The 14,592-nt window shown below is 71.9% G+C and carries 14 protein-coding genes; 12 read left to right on the forward strand and 2 right to left on the reverse strand.

Annotated features, from left to right (window positions below):
* Nucleotides 1-53: 53 nt before the first annotated feature.
* The 11 genes from ACI2L3_RS37655 to ACI2L3_RS37705 all read left to right on the forward strand — a co-directional run bounded on the left by ACI2L3_RS37655 (nt 54) and on the right by ACI2L3_RS37705 (nt 11,539).
* Complete coding sequence (locus ACI2L3_RS37655) at nt 54-1,259, forward strand: cytochrome P450 (protein ID WP_404756963.1); 1,206 nt, start codon at nt 54-56, stop codon at nt 1,257-1,259.
* An 86-nt stretch (nt 1,260-1,345) separates the two neighbouring features.
* Nucleotides 1,346-2,461 (forward strand): cytochrome P450, encoded by a 1,116-nt coding sequence (locus ACI2L3_RS37660; protein ID WP_404756964.1) that lies wholly within the window; start codon nt 1,346-1,348, stop codon nt 2,459-2,461.
* Nucleotides 2,462-2,469: 8 nt separating this feature from the next.
* Nucleotides 2,470-3,675: a cytochrome P450 gene (locus tag ACI2L3_RS37665; RefSeq protein WP_404756965.1), complete on the forward strand. Its 1,206-nt coding sequence runs from the start codon at nt 2,470-2,472 to the stop codon at nt 3,673-3,675.
* Between the two features lie 34 nt (nt 3,676-3,709).
* Nucleotides 3,710-3,937 carry a ferredoxin gene (locus tag ACI2L3_RS37670; protein ID WP_404756966.1) on the forward strand — a complete coding sequence of 76 codons (228 nt, stop codon included), beginning with the start codon at nt 3,710-3,712 and terminating at the stop codon, nt 3,935-3,937.
* Nucleotides 3,934-5,496, forward strand: coding sequence for a tryptophan halogenase family protein (locus tag ACI2L3_RS37675; protein WP_404756967.1), 1,563 nt, complete (start codon nt 3,934-3,936; stop codon nt 5,494-5,496). Before ACI2L3_RS37670 ends, ACI2L3_RS37675 begins: the two co-directional genes overlap by 4 nt.
* A 9-nt stretch (nt 5,497-5,505) precedes the next feature.
* Nucleotides 5,506-6,033: a flavin reductase family protein gene (locus tag ACI2L3_RS37680; RefSeq protein ID WP_404756968.1), complete on the forward strand. Its 528-nt coding sequence runs from the start codon at nt 5,506-5,508 to the stop codon at nt 6,031-6,033.
* Between the two features lie 5 nt (nt 6,034-6,038).
* Nucleotides 6,039-7,406 carry a cation:proton antiporter gene (locus tag ACI2L3_RS37685; protein ID WP_404756969.1) on the forward strand — a complete coding sequence of 456 codons (1,368 nt, stop codon included), beginning with the start codon at nt 6,039-6,041 and terminating at the stop codon, nt 7,404-7,406.
* A gap of 146 nt (nt 7,407-7,552) precedes the next feature.
* On the forward strand, nt 7,553-8,146 hold the full coding sequence (locus ACI2L3_RS37690) for a hypothetical protein (protein WP_404756970.1): 594 nt from the start codon (nt 7,553-7,555) through the stop codon (nt 8,144-8,146).
* A complete protein-coding gene (locus ACI2L3_RS37695) occupies nt 8,143-9,561 on the forward strand; it encodes a peptidoglycan-binding protein (protein WP_404756971.1) in 1,419 nt (472 codons plus the stop codon). Before ACI2L3_RS37690 ends, ACI2L3_RS37695 begins: the two co-directional genes overlap by 4 nt.
* A complete protein-coding gene (locus ACI2L3_RS37700) occupies nt 9,558-10,301 on the forward strand; it encodes an ABC transporter ATP-binding protein (RefSeq protein ID WP_404756972.1) in 744 nt (247 codons plus the stop codon). The genes ACI2L3_RS37695 and ACI2L3_RS37700 overlap by 4 nt, the downstream gene beginning before the upstream one ends.
* Nucleotides 10,298-11,539 carry an ABC transporter permease gene (locus ACI2L3_RS37705; RefSeq protein WP_404756973.1) on the forward strand — a complete coding sequence of 414 codons (1,242 nt, stop codon included), beginning with the start codon at nt 10,298-10,300 and terminating at the stop codon, nt 11,537-11,539. The genes ACI2L3_RS37700 and ACI2L3_RS37705 overlap by 4 nt, the downstream gene beginning before the upstream one ends.
* A gap of 174 nt (nt 11,540-11,713) precedes the next feature.
* Here the strand turns inward: ACI2L3_RS37705 and ACI2L3_RS37710 are convergent, their stop codons facing one another.
* On the reverse strand, nt 11,714-12,718 hold the full coding sequence (locus ACI2L3_RS37710; RefSeq protein ID WP_404756974.1) for an MsnO8 family LLM class oxidoreductase: 1,005 nt from the start codon (nt 12,716-12,718) through the stop codon (nt 11,714-11,716).
* 157 nt (nt 12,719-12,875) lie between these two features.
* Here ACI2L3_RS37710 and ACI2L3_RS37715 point away from each other — a divergent pair, with 157 nt between their 5' ends.
* Nucleotides 12,876-13,391 (forward strand): lytic polysaccharide monooxygenase auxiliary activity family 9 protein, encoded by a 516-nt coding sequence (locus ACI2L3_RS37715; protein WP_404756975.1) that lies wholly within the window; start codon nt 12,876-12,878, stop codon nt 13,389-13,391.
* A gap of 15 nt (nt 13,392-13,406) precedes the next feature.
* On the opposite strand, the gene ACI2L3_RS37720 is transcribed toward ACI2L3_RS37715, so the two are convergent.
* Nucleotides 13,407-14,420 (reverse strand): PAS domain-containing protein, encoded by a 1,014-nt coding sequence (locus ACI2L3_RS37720; protein ID WP_404756976.1) that lies wholly within the window; start codon nt 14,418-14,420, stop codon nt 13,407-13,409.
* Between the last annotated feature and the right edge of the window lie 172 nt (nt 14,421-14,592).

Genomic DNA, 14,592 nt, shown 5'->3' on the forward strand with positions numbered 1-14,592 from the left:
CACCCCGGGAACCGTGAATTGCTCCGCATTTCACAGGGCGAAAGGGACCCTGAATGTCGAAGGCAGTGAGCACCTCCGCGCACACCCGCAGGAACGGGATGGAACCCGTGCCCGAACTGACGGAACTGAGCGCCCGCACACCACTCGTCGAACTGGACACCGGCGGGCGCACCCCGGCCCGCCACTGGCTCGCCACCGGCTACGACGAGGTGCGGGCGGTCCTCGGCGACGACAGGTTCAGCATGCTGCCGCTCGACGACGGCAGGGGCGGCGGGAAACCACAGATCGAGGTCGGCAACCTGCGCCAGTACGACCCGCCCGAGCACACCCGGCTGCGCAAGATGCTCACCCCCGAGTTCACCCTCCGGCGCATCCGCAGGCTGGAACCCTTCATCGAGGAGATCGTGGCGCACTGCCTCGACGCGCTGGAGGGCGCGGGACAACCCGCCGACCTCGTACGGCACTTCGCCTGGCCCATCCCCGGCCTGGTCGGCTGCGCACTGCTCGGCGTGCCCCGCGACGACGCGGCCGAACTCGCCCGCAACCTCAACATCAGCAGGACCGGCACCGGCTTCGGCCGGCACACCAGCCGCGAGGAACGGGAGCGGCAGCGGGCGGCCGTCAACGCGTACATGGTCTACATGGGCAGGCTCGTCCGGCAGAAGCGCCGCGACCCCGGTGACGACCTGCTGGGCATGGTGATCGGCCGGCACGGCGCGGAGCTCACCGACGAGGAACTGACGGGCATGGCCGCCGCCATCATGGGCTCAGGCCTTGAGGACATCGGCGGCATGCTCGGCCTCGGCCCGCTGGCCCTGCTCGACCACCCCGACCAGCTCGCCCTGCTCCGGGAAAGGCCGGAGCTGATCGGCTCGGCGGTGGAGGAACTCATCCGCCACGTCTCGTCCGTGCAGAACGCCACGCCCCGCACCGCCCTGGTCGACGTGACCGTCGGCGGGCACCTGATCCGGGCCGGCGAGTCCGTGATCTGTTCCCTGCTCGCCGTGAGCCGCACCCCGGTGGACGGAGTGCCGCAGGACACCCTCGACATCACCCGCGACAACTCCGGACACCTCGCCTTCGGGCACGGCGTCCACCACTGCCTGGGCGCGGTGCTGGCCCGGGTCGAGCTGCGCATCGCGATCGCGGCCCTGTTCCACCGGTTCCCGAAGCTGAGCGTCGCGGTACCCGCGGAGGAAATCCGCTTCCGCACCTGGACCCCCAACTACGGAATAGACGAACTCCTCGTCCGCTGGTGAGCGCGGCCCCTTGGACACTTGGACATCCTTGACGGGTGTGCGGGGCGAAATTCAGACTCGTAAGAAAGGGCGAAAGGATTCCGAGAATGCCCAAGCCATTGGACGAAACCGAACAGTCGCCGCTCGTCGAGATGACCCCGCCGGGAACGATGGAACGCGCCTGGCTCGCCACCGGATACGACGAAGTGCGGGCGGTGCTCGGCGACACCGAACGGTTCACCACGCTGCCGCCCGCCGACACCGTCGAGGACTCCCGGCGCCTCGTCCAGCCCGGCAACCTGCTGCACTACGACCCGCCCGAGCACACCCGGCTGCGGAAGATGCTCACCGGCGAGTTCACACTGCGGCGGGTGCGCGCCCTGGAACCCCTCGTCGAGGGCATCGTGACGGAGCGTCTGGACGCCATGGAGGGCGCCGAGCAGCCGATCGACCTCGTACCGCACTTCGTGTGGCCCACCACCAGCCTCATCGGCTGCACGCTGCTCGGCATACCCCGCGACGACCAGGCCGAACTGGCCCGCCACCTCGACACCAACCGCATCGACAACCCCGACCGGGACCAGCGGGACGCGGCGGGCAACTCGTATCTGATCTACCTGAGCAAGTTCACCGCGCGCAAGCGCCGCGACCCCGGCGAGGACCTGCTCGGCCGGCTCATCCAACGGCACGGCGGCGACCTCTCGCCCGCCGAACTGACCGGCACCGCCGCGACGCTCCTCGCCTCCTTCATCCAGAACGTGGGCGGCACGCTGGGCCTCGGCATCCTCGCCCTCCTGGAGAACCCGGACCAGCTCGCCCTGCTCAAGAAGCACCCGGAGTACATCGACCACGCCGTGGAGGAGCTGATCCGCAGCGTGTCGATCATCTCGCACGCCTCGCCCCGCACCGCCCTGGAGGACGTCACCCTCGCGGGCAAGACCGTCAAGGCGGGGGAGTCCATCGCCTGTTCGCTGCTCGGCGCCAACAACACCGCCTCGCCCGGGGAGCCGCAGGAACCCATCGACATCACCCGCGACAACAGCCGCCACATGGCGTTCGGGCACGGCATCCACTACTGCCTCGGCGCACCGCTGACCAGGATGGAGCTGCGCATCGCCATCGCCGAACTGCTGCGCAGGTTCCCCGAGGTGCGGCTCGCCGTGCCCCGCGACGAACTCCGCTTCACGTCCAAGGCCGTGGAGACGCTGCCGGTGGCCTGGTAAGGGGCGACATGCCGCACGAGACCGCACCCGTACCGCTGCACACCCGACGCACCCGCTTCGACCCGGCCGACGACCTGCGCCGCCTCGCCGCCGACGGGCCCGTCACCCGCGTCAGCCTGGCCCCCGGCGCCGGCGGCGAACCCCTGTGGCTGGTCACCGGCCACGAAGAGGTGCGCCGGGTCCTCGGCGACCACGTCCGGTTCTCCACCCGCCGCCGCTTCGGCTCGCACGCACCGGCCGGCGACGACGACCGGCGGCCCGACGAGGGCATCGGGCTCCTCATGGACTACGACCCGCCCGAGCACACCCGGCTGCGGAAGATGCTGACCCCGGAGTTCACGGTCCGGCGGATGCGCAGACTCCAGCCGCGCATCGAGGCCATCGTCGCCGAGCGCCTCGACGCCATGGAACGCGCCGGACAACCCGCCGACCTGGCCGAGCTGTTCGCGTCGGCGATCCCGGGACCGGTCCTGTGCGAACTGATCGGCGTGCCCCGCGACGACCGCGACGACTTCCTGCGCCGCTGCCACGCCCACCTGGCCACCGACGGCGGGCGCCAGGAGCGCACGGCCGCCGGATCGGCGTTCACCCGCTACCTCGCCGCACTCGTGGCCCGGCAGCGCAGAAACCCCGACGACGGCTTCCTCGGCATGCTGGTGCGCGACCACGGAACCGAGTTCACCGACAAGGAACTGCGGGGCATCTGCATCCTGCTGATGCTCGCGGGACTCGACAACATCTCCGGCATGCTCGGCCTCGGCGCCCTCGCGCTCCTGGAGAACCCCGGCCAGCTCGCCCTGGTGCGCGACGACCCGGCGGCACTGGACCGCGCCGTCGAGGAGCTGCTCCGCTACCTGTCCGTGCCGCATGCGCCGACGCCCCGCACCGCGGTCGAGGACGTCACGCTCGGCGGCAGGCTGATCAGGGCCGGCGACACCGTCGTCTGCTCGATCCCGCTGGCCAACCGCGACCCGGCGCTGACCGACGGGCCCGACCGGCTCGACCTGACCCGGGAACCCGTGCCGCACGTCGCGTTCGGACACGGCATCCACCACTGCATCGGTGCCGCACTGGCCCGGATGGAGCTGCGCACCGCCTACGCGGCGCTGCTGCGGCGCTTCCCGGACCTGCGGCTCGCGGTGCCCACGCGGGACGTCGAGTTCCGCATCCGGTCGACCGCGTACGGCGTGGAGCGGCTGCCGGTCACCTGGTGACACCGGGGCGACCCGGCGAGAGGGGGGACGAGAGATGGAGGTGCGCGTCGATCGCGGCAGGTGCGCGGGTTCCGGCCTGTGCATGAGCTACGTACCCGCTGTGTTCGACCAGTCGGAGGACGACGGGAAGGTGCTGCTCAAAGCGGCACGGCCCGCACCGGGTGCGGCCGCCGCGGTACGCGGCGCGGCCGCGAGGTGTCCGGCCGGCGCGATCACGCTGAGCGGTCAGGGAGCTCAATCACAGAGTGGGGTGGGGAAATGACGCAGGATCCCGTACGCGACGTCGTCATCGTCGGCGGGGGCACGGCGGGCTGGATGACCGCCGCGTACCTGACGGCGGCCTTCGGCGACCGGGTGAAGATCACGCTGGTGGAGTCGGCGGACGTCGGCACCATCGGCGTCGGCGAGGCCACGTTCAGCGACATCAGGCACTTCTTCGAGTTCCTGGGCCTGGCCGAGCGGGACTGGATGCCCGCCTGCAACGCCACGTACAAACTCGCGGTCCGCTTCGAGAACTGGCGCGAGCCGGGGCACCACTTCTACCACCCCTTCGAGCAGCTCAGGTCGGTCAAGGGCTTCCCGCTCACCGACTGGTGGCTGCGCCACCCCACCACCGACCGGTTCGACGTGGACTGCTTCGTGATGGCCTCGGTGATCGACGCCGACCGCAGCCCCCGCTACCTCGACAACCGCCTCCTGGAACAGGACTTCGTCGAGGGCGAGGCGCCGCCGAACACGATCGCCGAGTACCAGGGCGCCCAGTTCCCGTACGCCTACCACTTCGAGGCGCACCTGCTGGCCAAGTACCTCACCAAGTACGCCACACAGCGCGGGGTGCGGCACATCGTCGACAACGTCGTGGACGTCGGCCAGGACGAGCGCGGCTGGCTCACCCACGTACGGACCGCCGAGCACGGCCTGCTCGAAGGTGACCTCTTCGTCGACTGCACGGGCTTCCGCGGGCTGCTCCTGAACAAGGCGCTCGAGGAACCGTTCGTGCCCTACCAGGACACCCTGCCCAACGACAGCGCGGTCGCCCTCCAGGTCCCCATGGACATGGACAAGGACCCGATCCGCCCCTGCACGACGGCCACCGCCCAGGACGCGGGGTGGATCTGGACCATTCCGCTGATCAGCCGGATCGGCACCGGATACGTCTACGCGCGCGACTACATCGAGCCCGAGGAGGCCGAGCGCACGCTGCGCGAGTTCGTCGGCCCCGCCGCGGCCGACGTGCCCGCCAACCACATCCGGATGCGGATCGGCCGCAGCCGCCGCTCCTGGGTCAACAACTGCGTGGCCATCGGCCTGTCCAGCGGCTTCGTCGAACCCCTGGAGTCGACCGGGATCTTCTTCATCCACTACGCGATCGAGCAGCTGGTCAAGTACTACCCGGCCGCCGACTGGGACCGTTCGCTCCGCGAGCAGTACAACAGCGCGCTGACCCATGTCATGGACGGCGTACGCGAGTTCCTCGTCCTGCACTACCGCGGCGCGAAGCGGGCCGACAACCAGTACTGGCGGGACACCAAGACCCGGGCCGTGCCCGACGCGCTGGCCGAGCGCCTCGAACTGTGGGAGAGCAAGGTCCCCGACATCGGCACGGTCTACCCCCGCTACCACGGTCTGCCGCCCTACTCCTACAACTGCATCCTGCTCGGCACCGGCGGCATCCCCGTCAAGGCGTCACCCGCCCTCGACCTGGTCGACGAGAAGGAGGCACTCGCCGAGTTCCAGGCGATCAAGGACAAGGCGCGGTCGCTGGTGCGCACCCTGCCGACGCAGAACGAGTACTTCAAACGCATGCGCGACGGGGTGTGAGCGAGGCACATGGACACAGAGTTCCGCGACATGATGGCGTCGTTCCCGACCGGTGTGTCGGTCGTGACGGCCCGGGACGACAGCGCGGAGCCCCGGGGGATGACGTGCTCGTCGCTGTGCAGCCTCAGCGTGAACCCGCCGAGGCTCCTGACGTGCCTGCGCAGCGGCAGCCCGACACTGGGCGCGGTCCTCGCCAGCGGCGCGTTCGCCGTCAACCTGCTGCACGGCGAGGCCGACTGGGTCGCCGCGCTCTTCGCCTCGGGCGCGCCCGACCGGTTCGAGCGCGTCGCCTGGCGGCCGGCCGGACGCACGCGCAGCCCCGCCCTGATCGAGGCCGCGCACGCCGTCGCGGAGTGCACCGTCGAGCGCACCCACCCCTCCGGCGACCATGTGATCGTCGTCGGGGCGGTGCGGTCCGTCGAGCGCTTCCGCCACACGAGCGCCCTGCTCTACGGCTTCCGCCGGTACAGCGAACTCTCCCCGGGGGTACCGGCCGTGGCCGGTGAACGGGGCGCCGGGTCCGAACGTGGGAGGTGAACGGGGTGCACAGCGCCGTGATCCCCGCGAGCGCCGACACAGTGCTCGCCGCCGCCCCCGTACCGCCGATCGCGGCGCACTCCCTGCTGATCTTCCTGCTGCAGGTCGGCGTGCTGCTGCTGGCCGCCATCATGCTCGGCAGGCTGGCGGCCCGCTGCGGGCTCCCCGCGATCGTGGGGGAGCTGGGCGCGGGCGTCGTCCTCGGACCCTCCCTCTTCGGCTGGGTGGCGCCGGGCGCCGCCGGCTGGCTCCTGCCGTCGGATCCGGGCCAGGTCCACCTCCTCGACGCGGTCGGCCAGCTCGCGGTGCTCCTCCTCGTCGGCCTCACCGGCATCGAGATGGACCTGCGGATGATCCGGCGCCGCGGCGGCACGGCGCTGCGCGTCAGCCTCGCCGGACTCCTCGTGCCGCTCGCCCTCGGGGTGGGCCTCGGCTACCCGCTGGCGCGGATGCTCGGCATCGGCGCGTCCGACCGGCAGATGTTCGCGCTCTTCCTGGGCGTGGCGATGTGCGTCAGCGCCATCCCCGTCATCGCCAAGACGCTCATGGACATGGACCTCATCCACCGCGACGTGGGCCAGCTGACCCTGGCCGCCGGGATGATCGACGACACCTTCGGCTGGCTGCTGCTCTCCGTGGTCTCCGCGATGACCGTCGGCGGACTGACCGCCGGAGTGTTCGCCGAGGCCATCGGCTCGCTCCTGCTGGTCCTCCTGATCGCGCTGCTGGCCGGCCGCCCGCTCGTCCGCAGAGCCCTGCGGCTGTGCAACGGATCCGACGAGCGGACGGTCTCCGCGGCCGCCGCGATGATCCTGCTCGCGGCGGCCGGCACCCAGGCGCTGGGTCTCGAAGCGGTCTTCGGGGCGTACCTCTGCGGCATGCTCATCGGCTCCAGCGGGGAGTTCGACCGGACCCGCACGGCATCGCTGCGCATGGTCGTCCTCGCCGTCCTCGCCCCCGTCTTCTTCGCGACCGCGGGCCTCCGCATCGACCTGCGGGCACTGCGCCACCCGCCCGTGCTCGCGGCCGCCTTGACAGTCCTCGCCATCGCGATCCTCGGAAAGTTCGCGGGCGCCTACATCGGGGCCCGGCTCAGCAGGCTGAGCCGCTGGGAGGCGCTCGCGCTGGGCGCCGGCATGAACGCGCGCGGCGTCATCGAGGTGATCGTCGCGATGGTCGGCCTGCGCCTCGGCATCCTCGACACCAGGACGTACACGATCATCGTGCTGGTCGCGGTGGTCACCTCCGTCATGGCGCCGCCGCTGCTCAAGGCGGCCATGAAACGGGTGGACTGCACGAAGGAGGAGGAACGCAGGCGCGCGGCGTCGCACGGCGCTCCGGTACGCGGGAGTCCGGCGCGGACGGAGACCTGACCTGCGGAAACAGGCACGGCCGCGCGCCCTCGGCGTGCGGCCGTGCCGGCCTGCCCCGGCGCGGGGTCCGCCACCCATGACGGCACTGTGCGGACGCCCCGCTCTGTGTCCGCCGTGTGACCGCCCGCCGCGTAGAAGTTGGGTCCATGTTCACCACACAGAAGCGAGCATTCGCACGCAAGCGAGCCATCGCCCCCGCTCTCGTCACCGCATCCGTCCTCGCCACCGGAGCCTTCCTCACGGGATGCTCGGGCGGCGACTCCACCGCCGCCTCCTCGGAGAAGGATTCGTCCGCCTCCCCGACCAGCCCGTTCGACCAGGGCCTCGCGTACTCCAAGTGCATGCGCGAGAACGGGGCGGCCGACTACCCCGATCCGCAGCAGGACACGGGCGGCGTCAGGCTCACCCCCGGAGACGGGGTCGACCTGAACTCGGAGTCGTACAAAAAGGCCGAGGAGGCCTGCCGGGACAAGGCCCCGCAGGGCCTCGGCGGCGGGGGAGGGGGCGCCGCCCTCGACTCGAAGAAGGTCTCGGCCTGGGCCAAGTGCCTGCGCGAGAAGGGACTGCCCAAGTTCCCCGACCCGGAGATCGAGGGCAGCAACATGAAGATCGACATCAACGGCACCGGCATCACCCCGGGCGGCCCGGAGTTCACCAAGGCCATGGGCGCCTGCCAGAGCAAGTACCCCGGCGGCGGCATGATGATGAACAACGGTCAAGGGGGAGGCGTCCCCCAGTGACCAGCCGCGACGAGACCGAAGCACCGCCCGCGCCCGGCGAGCCGTCCGGCGCGCTGGAACGCCACGGCGCCGGCGAGGTGTCGACGGAACGGGCCGGCGGCGCCGCGCTCGACACGACCGAAGCGCCGGACACCGCCTCCGAACTGGAGACCGTCTCCAGCGACGAACCGGCCTCCGTCGCGGACGGGGACGAGGGGGAGCCGGCCCCCGGCACCGGCCGCAGGCGCCGCCCGCTGCGTACCTCGCTGGTCGTGCTCGCCGCGATCACCGTGACCGCGGCGGCCGGCGTCGCCGCCACCGGCACCATCGGCGGCGACGGCGGCGACTCGGCGGGCTCCGCGCCCGCGGGGCCGCCGGCCACCGCGAAGGTCGAGCGCACGACGCTGACCGACACCGAGAGCGTCGACGGCAACCTCGGCTACGGCGACGCGACCACCGTGCAGGCCCCGGCCTCGCCGTCCGGCACGGGCGACGGCCAGTCCTCGCAGGGTGACCAGTCCGGGCAGTCGGGGCAGTCCGGCCAGGAAGGCGCCTCCGGCGGCAGTGCCGGCGACGGCATCGTCACCTGGGTGCCCGAGGAGGGCGCCGTCGTCGAGCGCGGCGAGACCGTCTACCGAGTCGACCAGCAGCGCGTCCCGCTCCTGTACGGCTCGTTCCCCCTCTACCGGACGTTGCAGTCGGGCAGCGAGGGCGACGACGTCGAGATGCTGGAGAAGAACCTCCGCGCCCTCGGCCACAAGGGCTTCACCGTCGACGAGACGTACGACTCCGCCACGGCCGAGGCCGTGCGGGACTGGCAGGACGACCTGAACCGCGAGGAGACCGGCACCGTGTCGGCCAAGGACGCCGTGGTCGCCTCCGGCGCCCGGCGCGTCGCGGACGTGAAGGCCTCGCCGGGCGCCGCCCTGAGCGGCAGCGTCCTCTCCTGGACCGGCACCGAGCGGATCGTCAGCGTCGACCTCGACGTGCAGTTCGAGGACCTCGTCGAGAAGGGCACCAAGGCCACCGTCCAACTCCCTGACAACAACACGGTCGAGGCAGAGGTGACGGACATCGGAACGCCGTCCACCGCCCAGAGCGACGATTCCGCGAGCGGCTCCGGCGACGCCGGTTCCGGCGAGTCCGACGACAAGGCCACGCTGCCCGTCGAGCTGACGGTGAAGGACCAGAAGGGCCTCGGCCGCTACCAGGCCGCCGCCGTCGAGGTCACGCTGAAGGCGGAGTCCCGCAAGGACGTCCTCGTCGTCCCGGTGGCCGCCCTGGTGGCCCAGCGCGGCGGAGGGTACGCCGTGGAGGTCGTCACCGCCGACGGCACCGAGTACCGCCCGGTCAAGCTCGGCATGTTCGCCGACAGCAAGGTCGAGGTGTCCGGAGAGGGCATCAAGGAAGGCACCGTCGTGGGGGTCCCCAAGTGACCCTGCCAATCCGCGGGACCGACCGGCCGGTGGTCGAACTGACCGGGGTCTCCAAGACGTACGAGGACGTCGCCGCCCTGCGCGGCGCGGACCTGGTCATCCGGCGCGGTGAACTCCTCGCCATCGTCGGCCCCTCGGGGTCGGGCAAGTCCACGATGCTCAACATCATGGGCACTCTGGACCGCCCCTCGTCCGGGCAGGTGCGCATCGACGGACACGACGTGGCCGGCCTGACCGACCGCGAACTGTCCGCGCTGCGGGCCGACACCATCGGCTTCGTCTTCCAGCAGTTCCACCTGGCGTTCGGCGTACCGGCGCTGGACAGCGTGGCCGACGGACTGCTGTACAGCGGCAGGCCGCGCGGCGAGCGCCGCCGCCTCGCCGAGCGCGCGCTGCGCCGGGTCGGCCTCGGCCACCGGCTCTACCACGAGCCGCACCAGCTGTCCGGCGGCGAGAAGCAGCGCGTGGCCATCGCCCGCGCGGTGCTCGGCGACCCGCCGCTGCTGCTCGCCGACGAGCCGACCGGCGCGCTGGACTCGCGGTCCGGAGCGGTCGTCATCGAGCTCCTCCACGAGCTGCACGAGGCCGGGACGACCGTGGTCGTCATCACCCACGACCGGGACATCGCCGCGAACCTGCCCCGCGAGGTGCGCCTCAAGGACGGCCGTATCGAGCACGACTCGGTGGGCGCCGCCCACGGCAGCTCCTCCTCCCTCGTGCCCCTGGAGGCCGTGCGATGACCGAGATCAAGGAGCTGGAGCGGGCCACCGCCGCCGAACCCGCGCGGCGGCCCCGGCCGGCCCGGATGAGCCCGGCCGACGTGCTGCGGGTCGGCGGCTCCGGCCTGCGCTCCCGCCCCATGCGGGTCTTCCTCTCGGCGCTCGGCATCGCCATCGGCATCGCCGCGATGGTGGGCGTCGTCGGCATCTCCACCTCCTCCACCGAGGACCTCAACCGCAGGCTGCAGGCCCTGGGCACCAACCTCCTGACCGTCACCCCCGGGCAGAACTTCAGCGGCGGCGAGGCCCATCTGCCCGTCGAATCGGTCGACATGATCGCCAACATGGACGACGTCGAGTCGGTCTCCGCCCTCGGCAAGACCGACGCCAAGGTCTACCGCAGCGACCACACGCCCAAGGAGGAGACCGGCGGCCTCAACGTCTCGGCGGCCAGGACGGACCTGCCGAAGTCGGTCGGCGCCGAGATCGTCGACGGCCGCTGGCTCAACGCCGCCAACAGCCGCTACCCGTCCGTCGTCCTCGGCCCGAAGGCCGCCGAGCAACTCGGCGTGCACCGGGCGGGGGAGGACGTCAAGGTCTGGCTCGGCGACCGCTGGTTCACCGTCGTCGGCCTGCTCGCGCCCAACGAACTCGTGCCCTCGCTCGACTCGTCGGCCCTCGTGGGCTGGACCGCGGCGGAGCGGGAGCTGGGCTTCGACGGCTCCCCGACCACCATCTTCACGCGGGCCGAGGAGTCGGCCGTCAACGACGTACAGGCCGTGCTCGGCGCCACCACCAACCCCGAGAGCCCCAACGAGGCCAACGTCTCGCGCCCCTCGGACGCGCTGGCCGCCAAGGAAGCCACCGACGACACCCTCAGCGGACTGCTGCTCGGCCTCGGCGGAGTGGCCCTGCTCGTGGGCGGCGTCGGAGTCGCCAACACCATGGTCATCTCCGTCCTGGAACGCCGCTCCGAGATCGGCCTGCGCCGCTCGCTCGGCGCCACCCGGGGCCAGATCCGCACCCAGTTCCTGGCCGAGGCGCTGCTCCTGTCCGCGCTCGGCGGCCTCGGCGGCGTCCTGCTCGGCATCGCCGTCACCGGGGGCTACTCCGCCTACCAGGGCTGGCCGTCCGTCGTGCCGGTCTGGGCGATGGCGGGCGGCGTCGGCGCCACGCTGGTCATCGGCGGCCTCGCGGGGTTCTACCCGGCCGTACGCGCGGCCCGGCTGCCCCCGACGGAGGCACTGGCGACCACGTGAGCGCTTGAGTTCGCCCCGAGAGCCCTCGCGGCGCGACCGCGAGGGCCGCTGGGACCGCGGTGCTTCCGCTGGAACCATCCCCCGTGCCACGGGGGCACCGCGCCCGTCCGCGCCGCCTCCGGGCCGATCCCGGACCGCGACGCGGGCGGGACCCGAGAGCCGGGACGCGGACCCCTATGCGTTGCCGGCCGGCGTCAGGCCCGCCACCCGCGCCAGCCGCCGGAACGAGTCGAGCAGGGCCACGCGGTCGTACGTACTGGTCGTCACAAGCACCTCCTGCGCGGCGCTCTCCTTGATCACCTGCTCCAGCGCGTCCGCGACCTGTTCCTCCGTGCCGTGCACCTGGCCGCTCAGCCCCGACTCGTAGAAGCCGCGTTCCTTCTCCGTCATGGTCAGGGACTCCACCCGCTCGGCCGGCGGCAGCGGCGGGAACGTGCCGTGCGTGCGGGAGTACGCCATCGACCAGGCCTCCGGCACCAGCAGCCGACGGGCCGCCTCCTCGCTCTCCGCGACCGCGACGTTGCCGGAGATCATGACGTACGGCTCGGCCAGCCACGGCGAGGGCCGGAACCCGGCGCGGTACCGCTCGACGCCGCGCAGCATCTTCTCGCGGCCCCGCAGGTCCCCGATGACCAGCGGCAGGCCCGCCTCGGCGGCGATGGCCGCGCCCTCGCCGATCGCCAGGACGTACGGCGGGACGGTCAGGCCCTCGGCGGGGCGGGCCCGCACCCCCGTGCCCGACGTGCCGCGGAACCAGTCGAGCAGTTCCGCGAGCCGGCCCGCGAAGTCCTCGGCGTCGTGCTTGTCGCGCCCCAGCGCCCTGCGCACCCCGTCGGTGAAGCCGACCGACCGGCCGACTCCCATGTCGATCCGGCCGGGGAAGAGCGATTCGAGCACGCCGAACTGCTCGGCGACGACGAGCGGCTGATGGTTCGGCAGCATCACGCCGCCCGTGCCGACCCGGATGGTGCGGGTGGCCGCGGCGACGGCGGCCGCGAGGACCGTGGGCGCCGACCCCGCGACACCGGGCACTCCGTGGTGTTCGGAGACCCAGAACCTGTAGTAACCGAGAGCTTCCAGGTCCTGGGCGAGGCGCACGGTGTCGCGCAGCGCCTCGGGACCGTCGTGCCCCTCACGGGTCCGCGAACGGTCGAGGACGGAGAACCGGACTGCTTCCACACGAGACCCCTTCACCTGGCGGCGTGGCCGGAATCCAACCTTGACCGCGTCTGGCCAAAGTCTATGGTCTGGACTAATCGGCAGCCGCGAACCCCCGCGTCCCGAGAGCACTTCACGCCGCACCCCCCCATGAAGCACCGCACGTGAAGGAGTACGCATGGACAAGAAGCGGAAGACAGCCGCGGTGATCGGCGCCTGCCTGGCGCCCGTCCTCGCCCTCACCTTGCCGACCGGTTCGGCCAGTGCGCACGGCTACGTCAACGCCCCCGCGAGCCGCCAGGCGCAGTGCGCCGCACGCACGGTGCCCTGCGGCGACATCAAGTACGAACCGCAGAGCGTCGAGGGCCCCAAGGGCCTGCGCAGCTGCAGCGGCGGCAACGCCCGGTTCGCCGAGCTGGACAACGACAGCAAGGGCTGGAAGGTCAGCGACGTCAGCAGGACACAGACCTTCACCTGGACGTTCACCGCCCGGCACCGCACCGCGAACTACGAGTACTTCGTCGACGGCACCAAGGTCGCCACCATCGACGGCGGCAACCAGCAGCCGCCGGCGACCGTCTCGCACCAGGTCAACCTCGGCAACTTCACCGGCAGGCACAAGGTCCTCGCGGTATGGAACATCGGCGACACGTCGAACGCCTTCTACGCGTGCATCGACGTCAACATCCGCTGACCTTGGGCACACGCTCTAGAGCCCCGTCGCCGAGCGCGGCGGCCAGGCGCGCGGGGCGAGGATGCCGAGGACGTAGGCGCGGGCGACGAGGGCCGGGCGCGTCGCCGCGCCGAGGAGGTGCCGCAGCCGGCTGAGGTGGTAGTCGACCGTCTGCCGGGACAGCTTCAGCGAGGTCGCGATGTCGCCGTTGCTGCTGCCCTCCGCCAGCAGGGAGAGGATGCGGATCTGCGCGGCCGTCAGCGACGGATGGGCCTCGTGGGCGAGGCTCTGGTGGGTCACGACGGCCCAGACGTACCGGGCCCGCGCGGCGGAGTGGCCGATCGTCGTCAGATGGAGCTGCGCGCGGCGCTGCAACCCCCGGGAGTCCACGAGCACCGCCGTGGTCTCCACCCGTCTGGTGCGGCGGGCTATCAGGCCGTTCCAGCGGCGGCGCAGCAGATCGAGATCGGGCTCCGGGGCGAGCAGGGTGTGCGCGCGACGGCCGACCAGGTCGTGCAGGGCAAGCCGGAACAGTTCGGCGGCCGCGGCGCTCGCCTCGACCACGCGCCCGTTCGCCGAGAGCAGCGCGCAGGGGAGACCGCTGTGGTCGCGCAGGGCTTGCAGGTTCTCCTCCGCCTCCTGCCACTGCACCGTGACGCGCAGCTGGTCCGTGACGTCCACGTAGATCCCGGCGACGCAGGTCCGCGCGTTCTCCCGGACGGGGAAGCGGTGCCCCACCGCCCGGCCCGCGCTGCCGTCCTGGCGCCGGTAGCCGAGGGTGTGGCGCACCGGTGCGCCCCGGCTGAGGACCTCCTGGTCGAGGGCGCGGAACCGGCCGGCCTCGGCGGGCGCGTCCAGGTCCTCGATGTACTTGCCGATGACGTCCTCCGGGACGGTGCCGTACAGGTGCGCGTAGGCGTGGTTGGCCCACAGGTAGCGCCCGTCGCTGTCCCGTATGAAAGCGGCGGCCGGGGCGAGGTCGACCAGGTCCGCGAAGCTGTGGGCCCGGCTCTCGCTCGGGGTCGGTGCCTCGAGGCTCGAATCATCCACAGCGGTCTCCATCCGTATCCGACTGACCGACGCCCGGTCACTCAGGCATTTGCCTGAGTCGTGGGCGCCCATCGAGGCGTCACGGGCGTCTGGGGTTTGGTCCCCTTGAGTGAGCGGGTGAACACGCCCCGCCACGTGGACCGGGTGATTCCCACGCCCTTGTCCCGCAACG

Origin of the sequence: Streptomyces sp. NPDC029674, assembly GCF_044903205.1 — a bacterium.
GTDB lineage: Bacteria > Actinomycetota > Actinomycetes > Streptomycetales > Streptomycetaceae > Streptomyces.

Excerpts from the sequence above, each read along its gene's own strand:
- ACI2L3_RS37655 (WP_404756963.1), top strand. The coding sequence starts at position 54 with ATGTCGAAGGCAGTGAGCACCTCCGCGCACACCCGCAGGAACGGGATG.
- ACI2L3_RS37660 (WP_404756964.1), top strand. The coding sequence starts at position 1,346 with ATGCCCAAGCCATTGGACGAAACCGAACAGTCGCCGCTCGTCGAGATG.
- ACI2L3_RS37665 (WP_404756965.1), top strand. The coding sequence starts at position 2,470 with ATGCCGCACGAGACCGCACCCGTACCGCTGCACACCCGACGCACCCGC.
- ACI2L3_RS37670 (WP_404756966.1), top strand. The coding sequence starts at position 3,710 with ATGGAGGTGCGCGTCGATCGCGGCAGGTGCGCGGGTTCCGGCCTGTGC.
- ACI2L3_RS37675 (WP_404756967.1), top strand. The coding sequence starts at position 3,934 with ATGACGCAGGATCCCGTACGCGACGTCGTCATCGTCGGCGGGGGCACG.
- ACI2L3_RS37680 (WP_404756968.1), top strand. The coding sequence starts at position 5,506 with ATGGACACAGAGTTCCGCGACATGATGGCGTCGTTCCCGACCGGTGTG.
- ACI2L3_RS37690 (WP_404756970.1), top strand. The coding sequence starts at position 7,553 with ATGTTCACCACACAGAAGCGAGCATTCGCACGCAAGCGAGCCATCGCC.
- ACI2L3_RS37705 (WP_404756973.1), top strand. The coding sequence starts at position 10,298 with ATGACCGAGATCAAGGAGCTGGAGCGGGCCACCGCCGCCGAACCCGCG.
- ACI2L3_RS37715 (WP_404756975.1), top strand. The coding sequence starts at position 12,876 with ATGGACAAGAAGCGGAAGACAGCCGCGGTGATCGGCGCCTGCCTGGCG.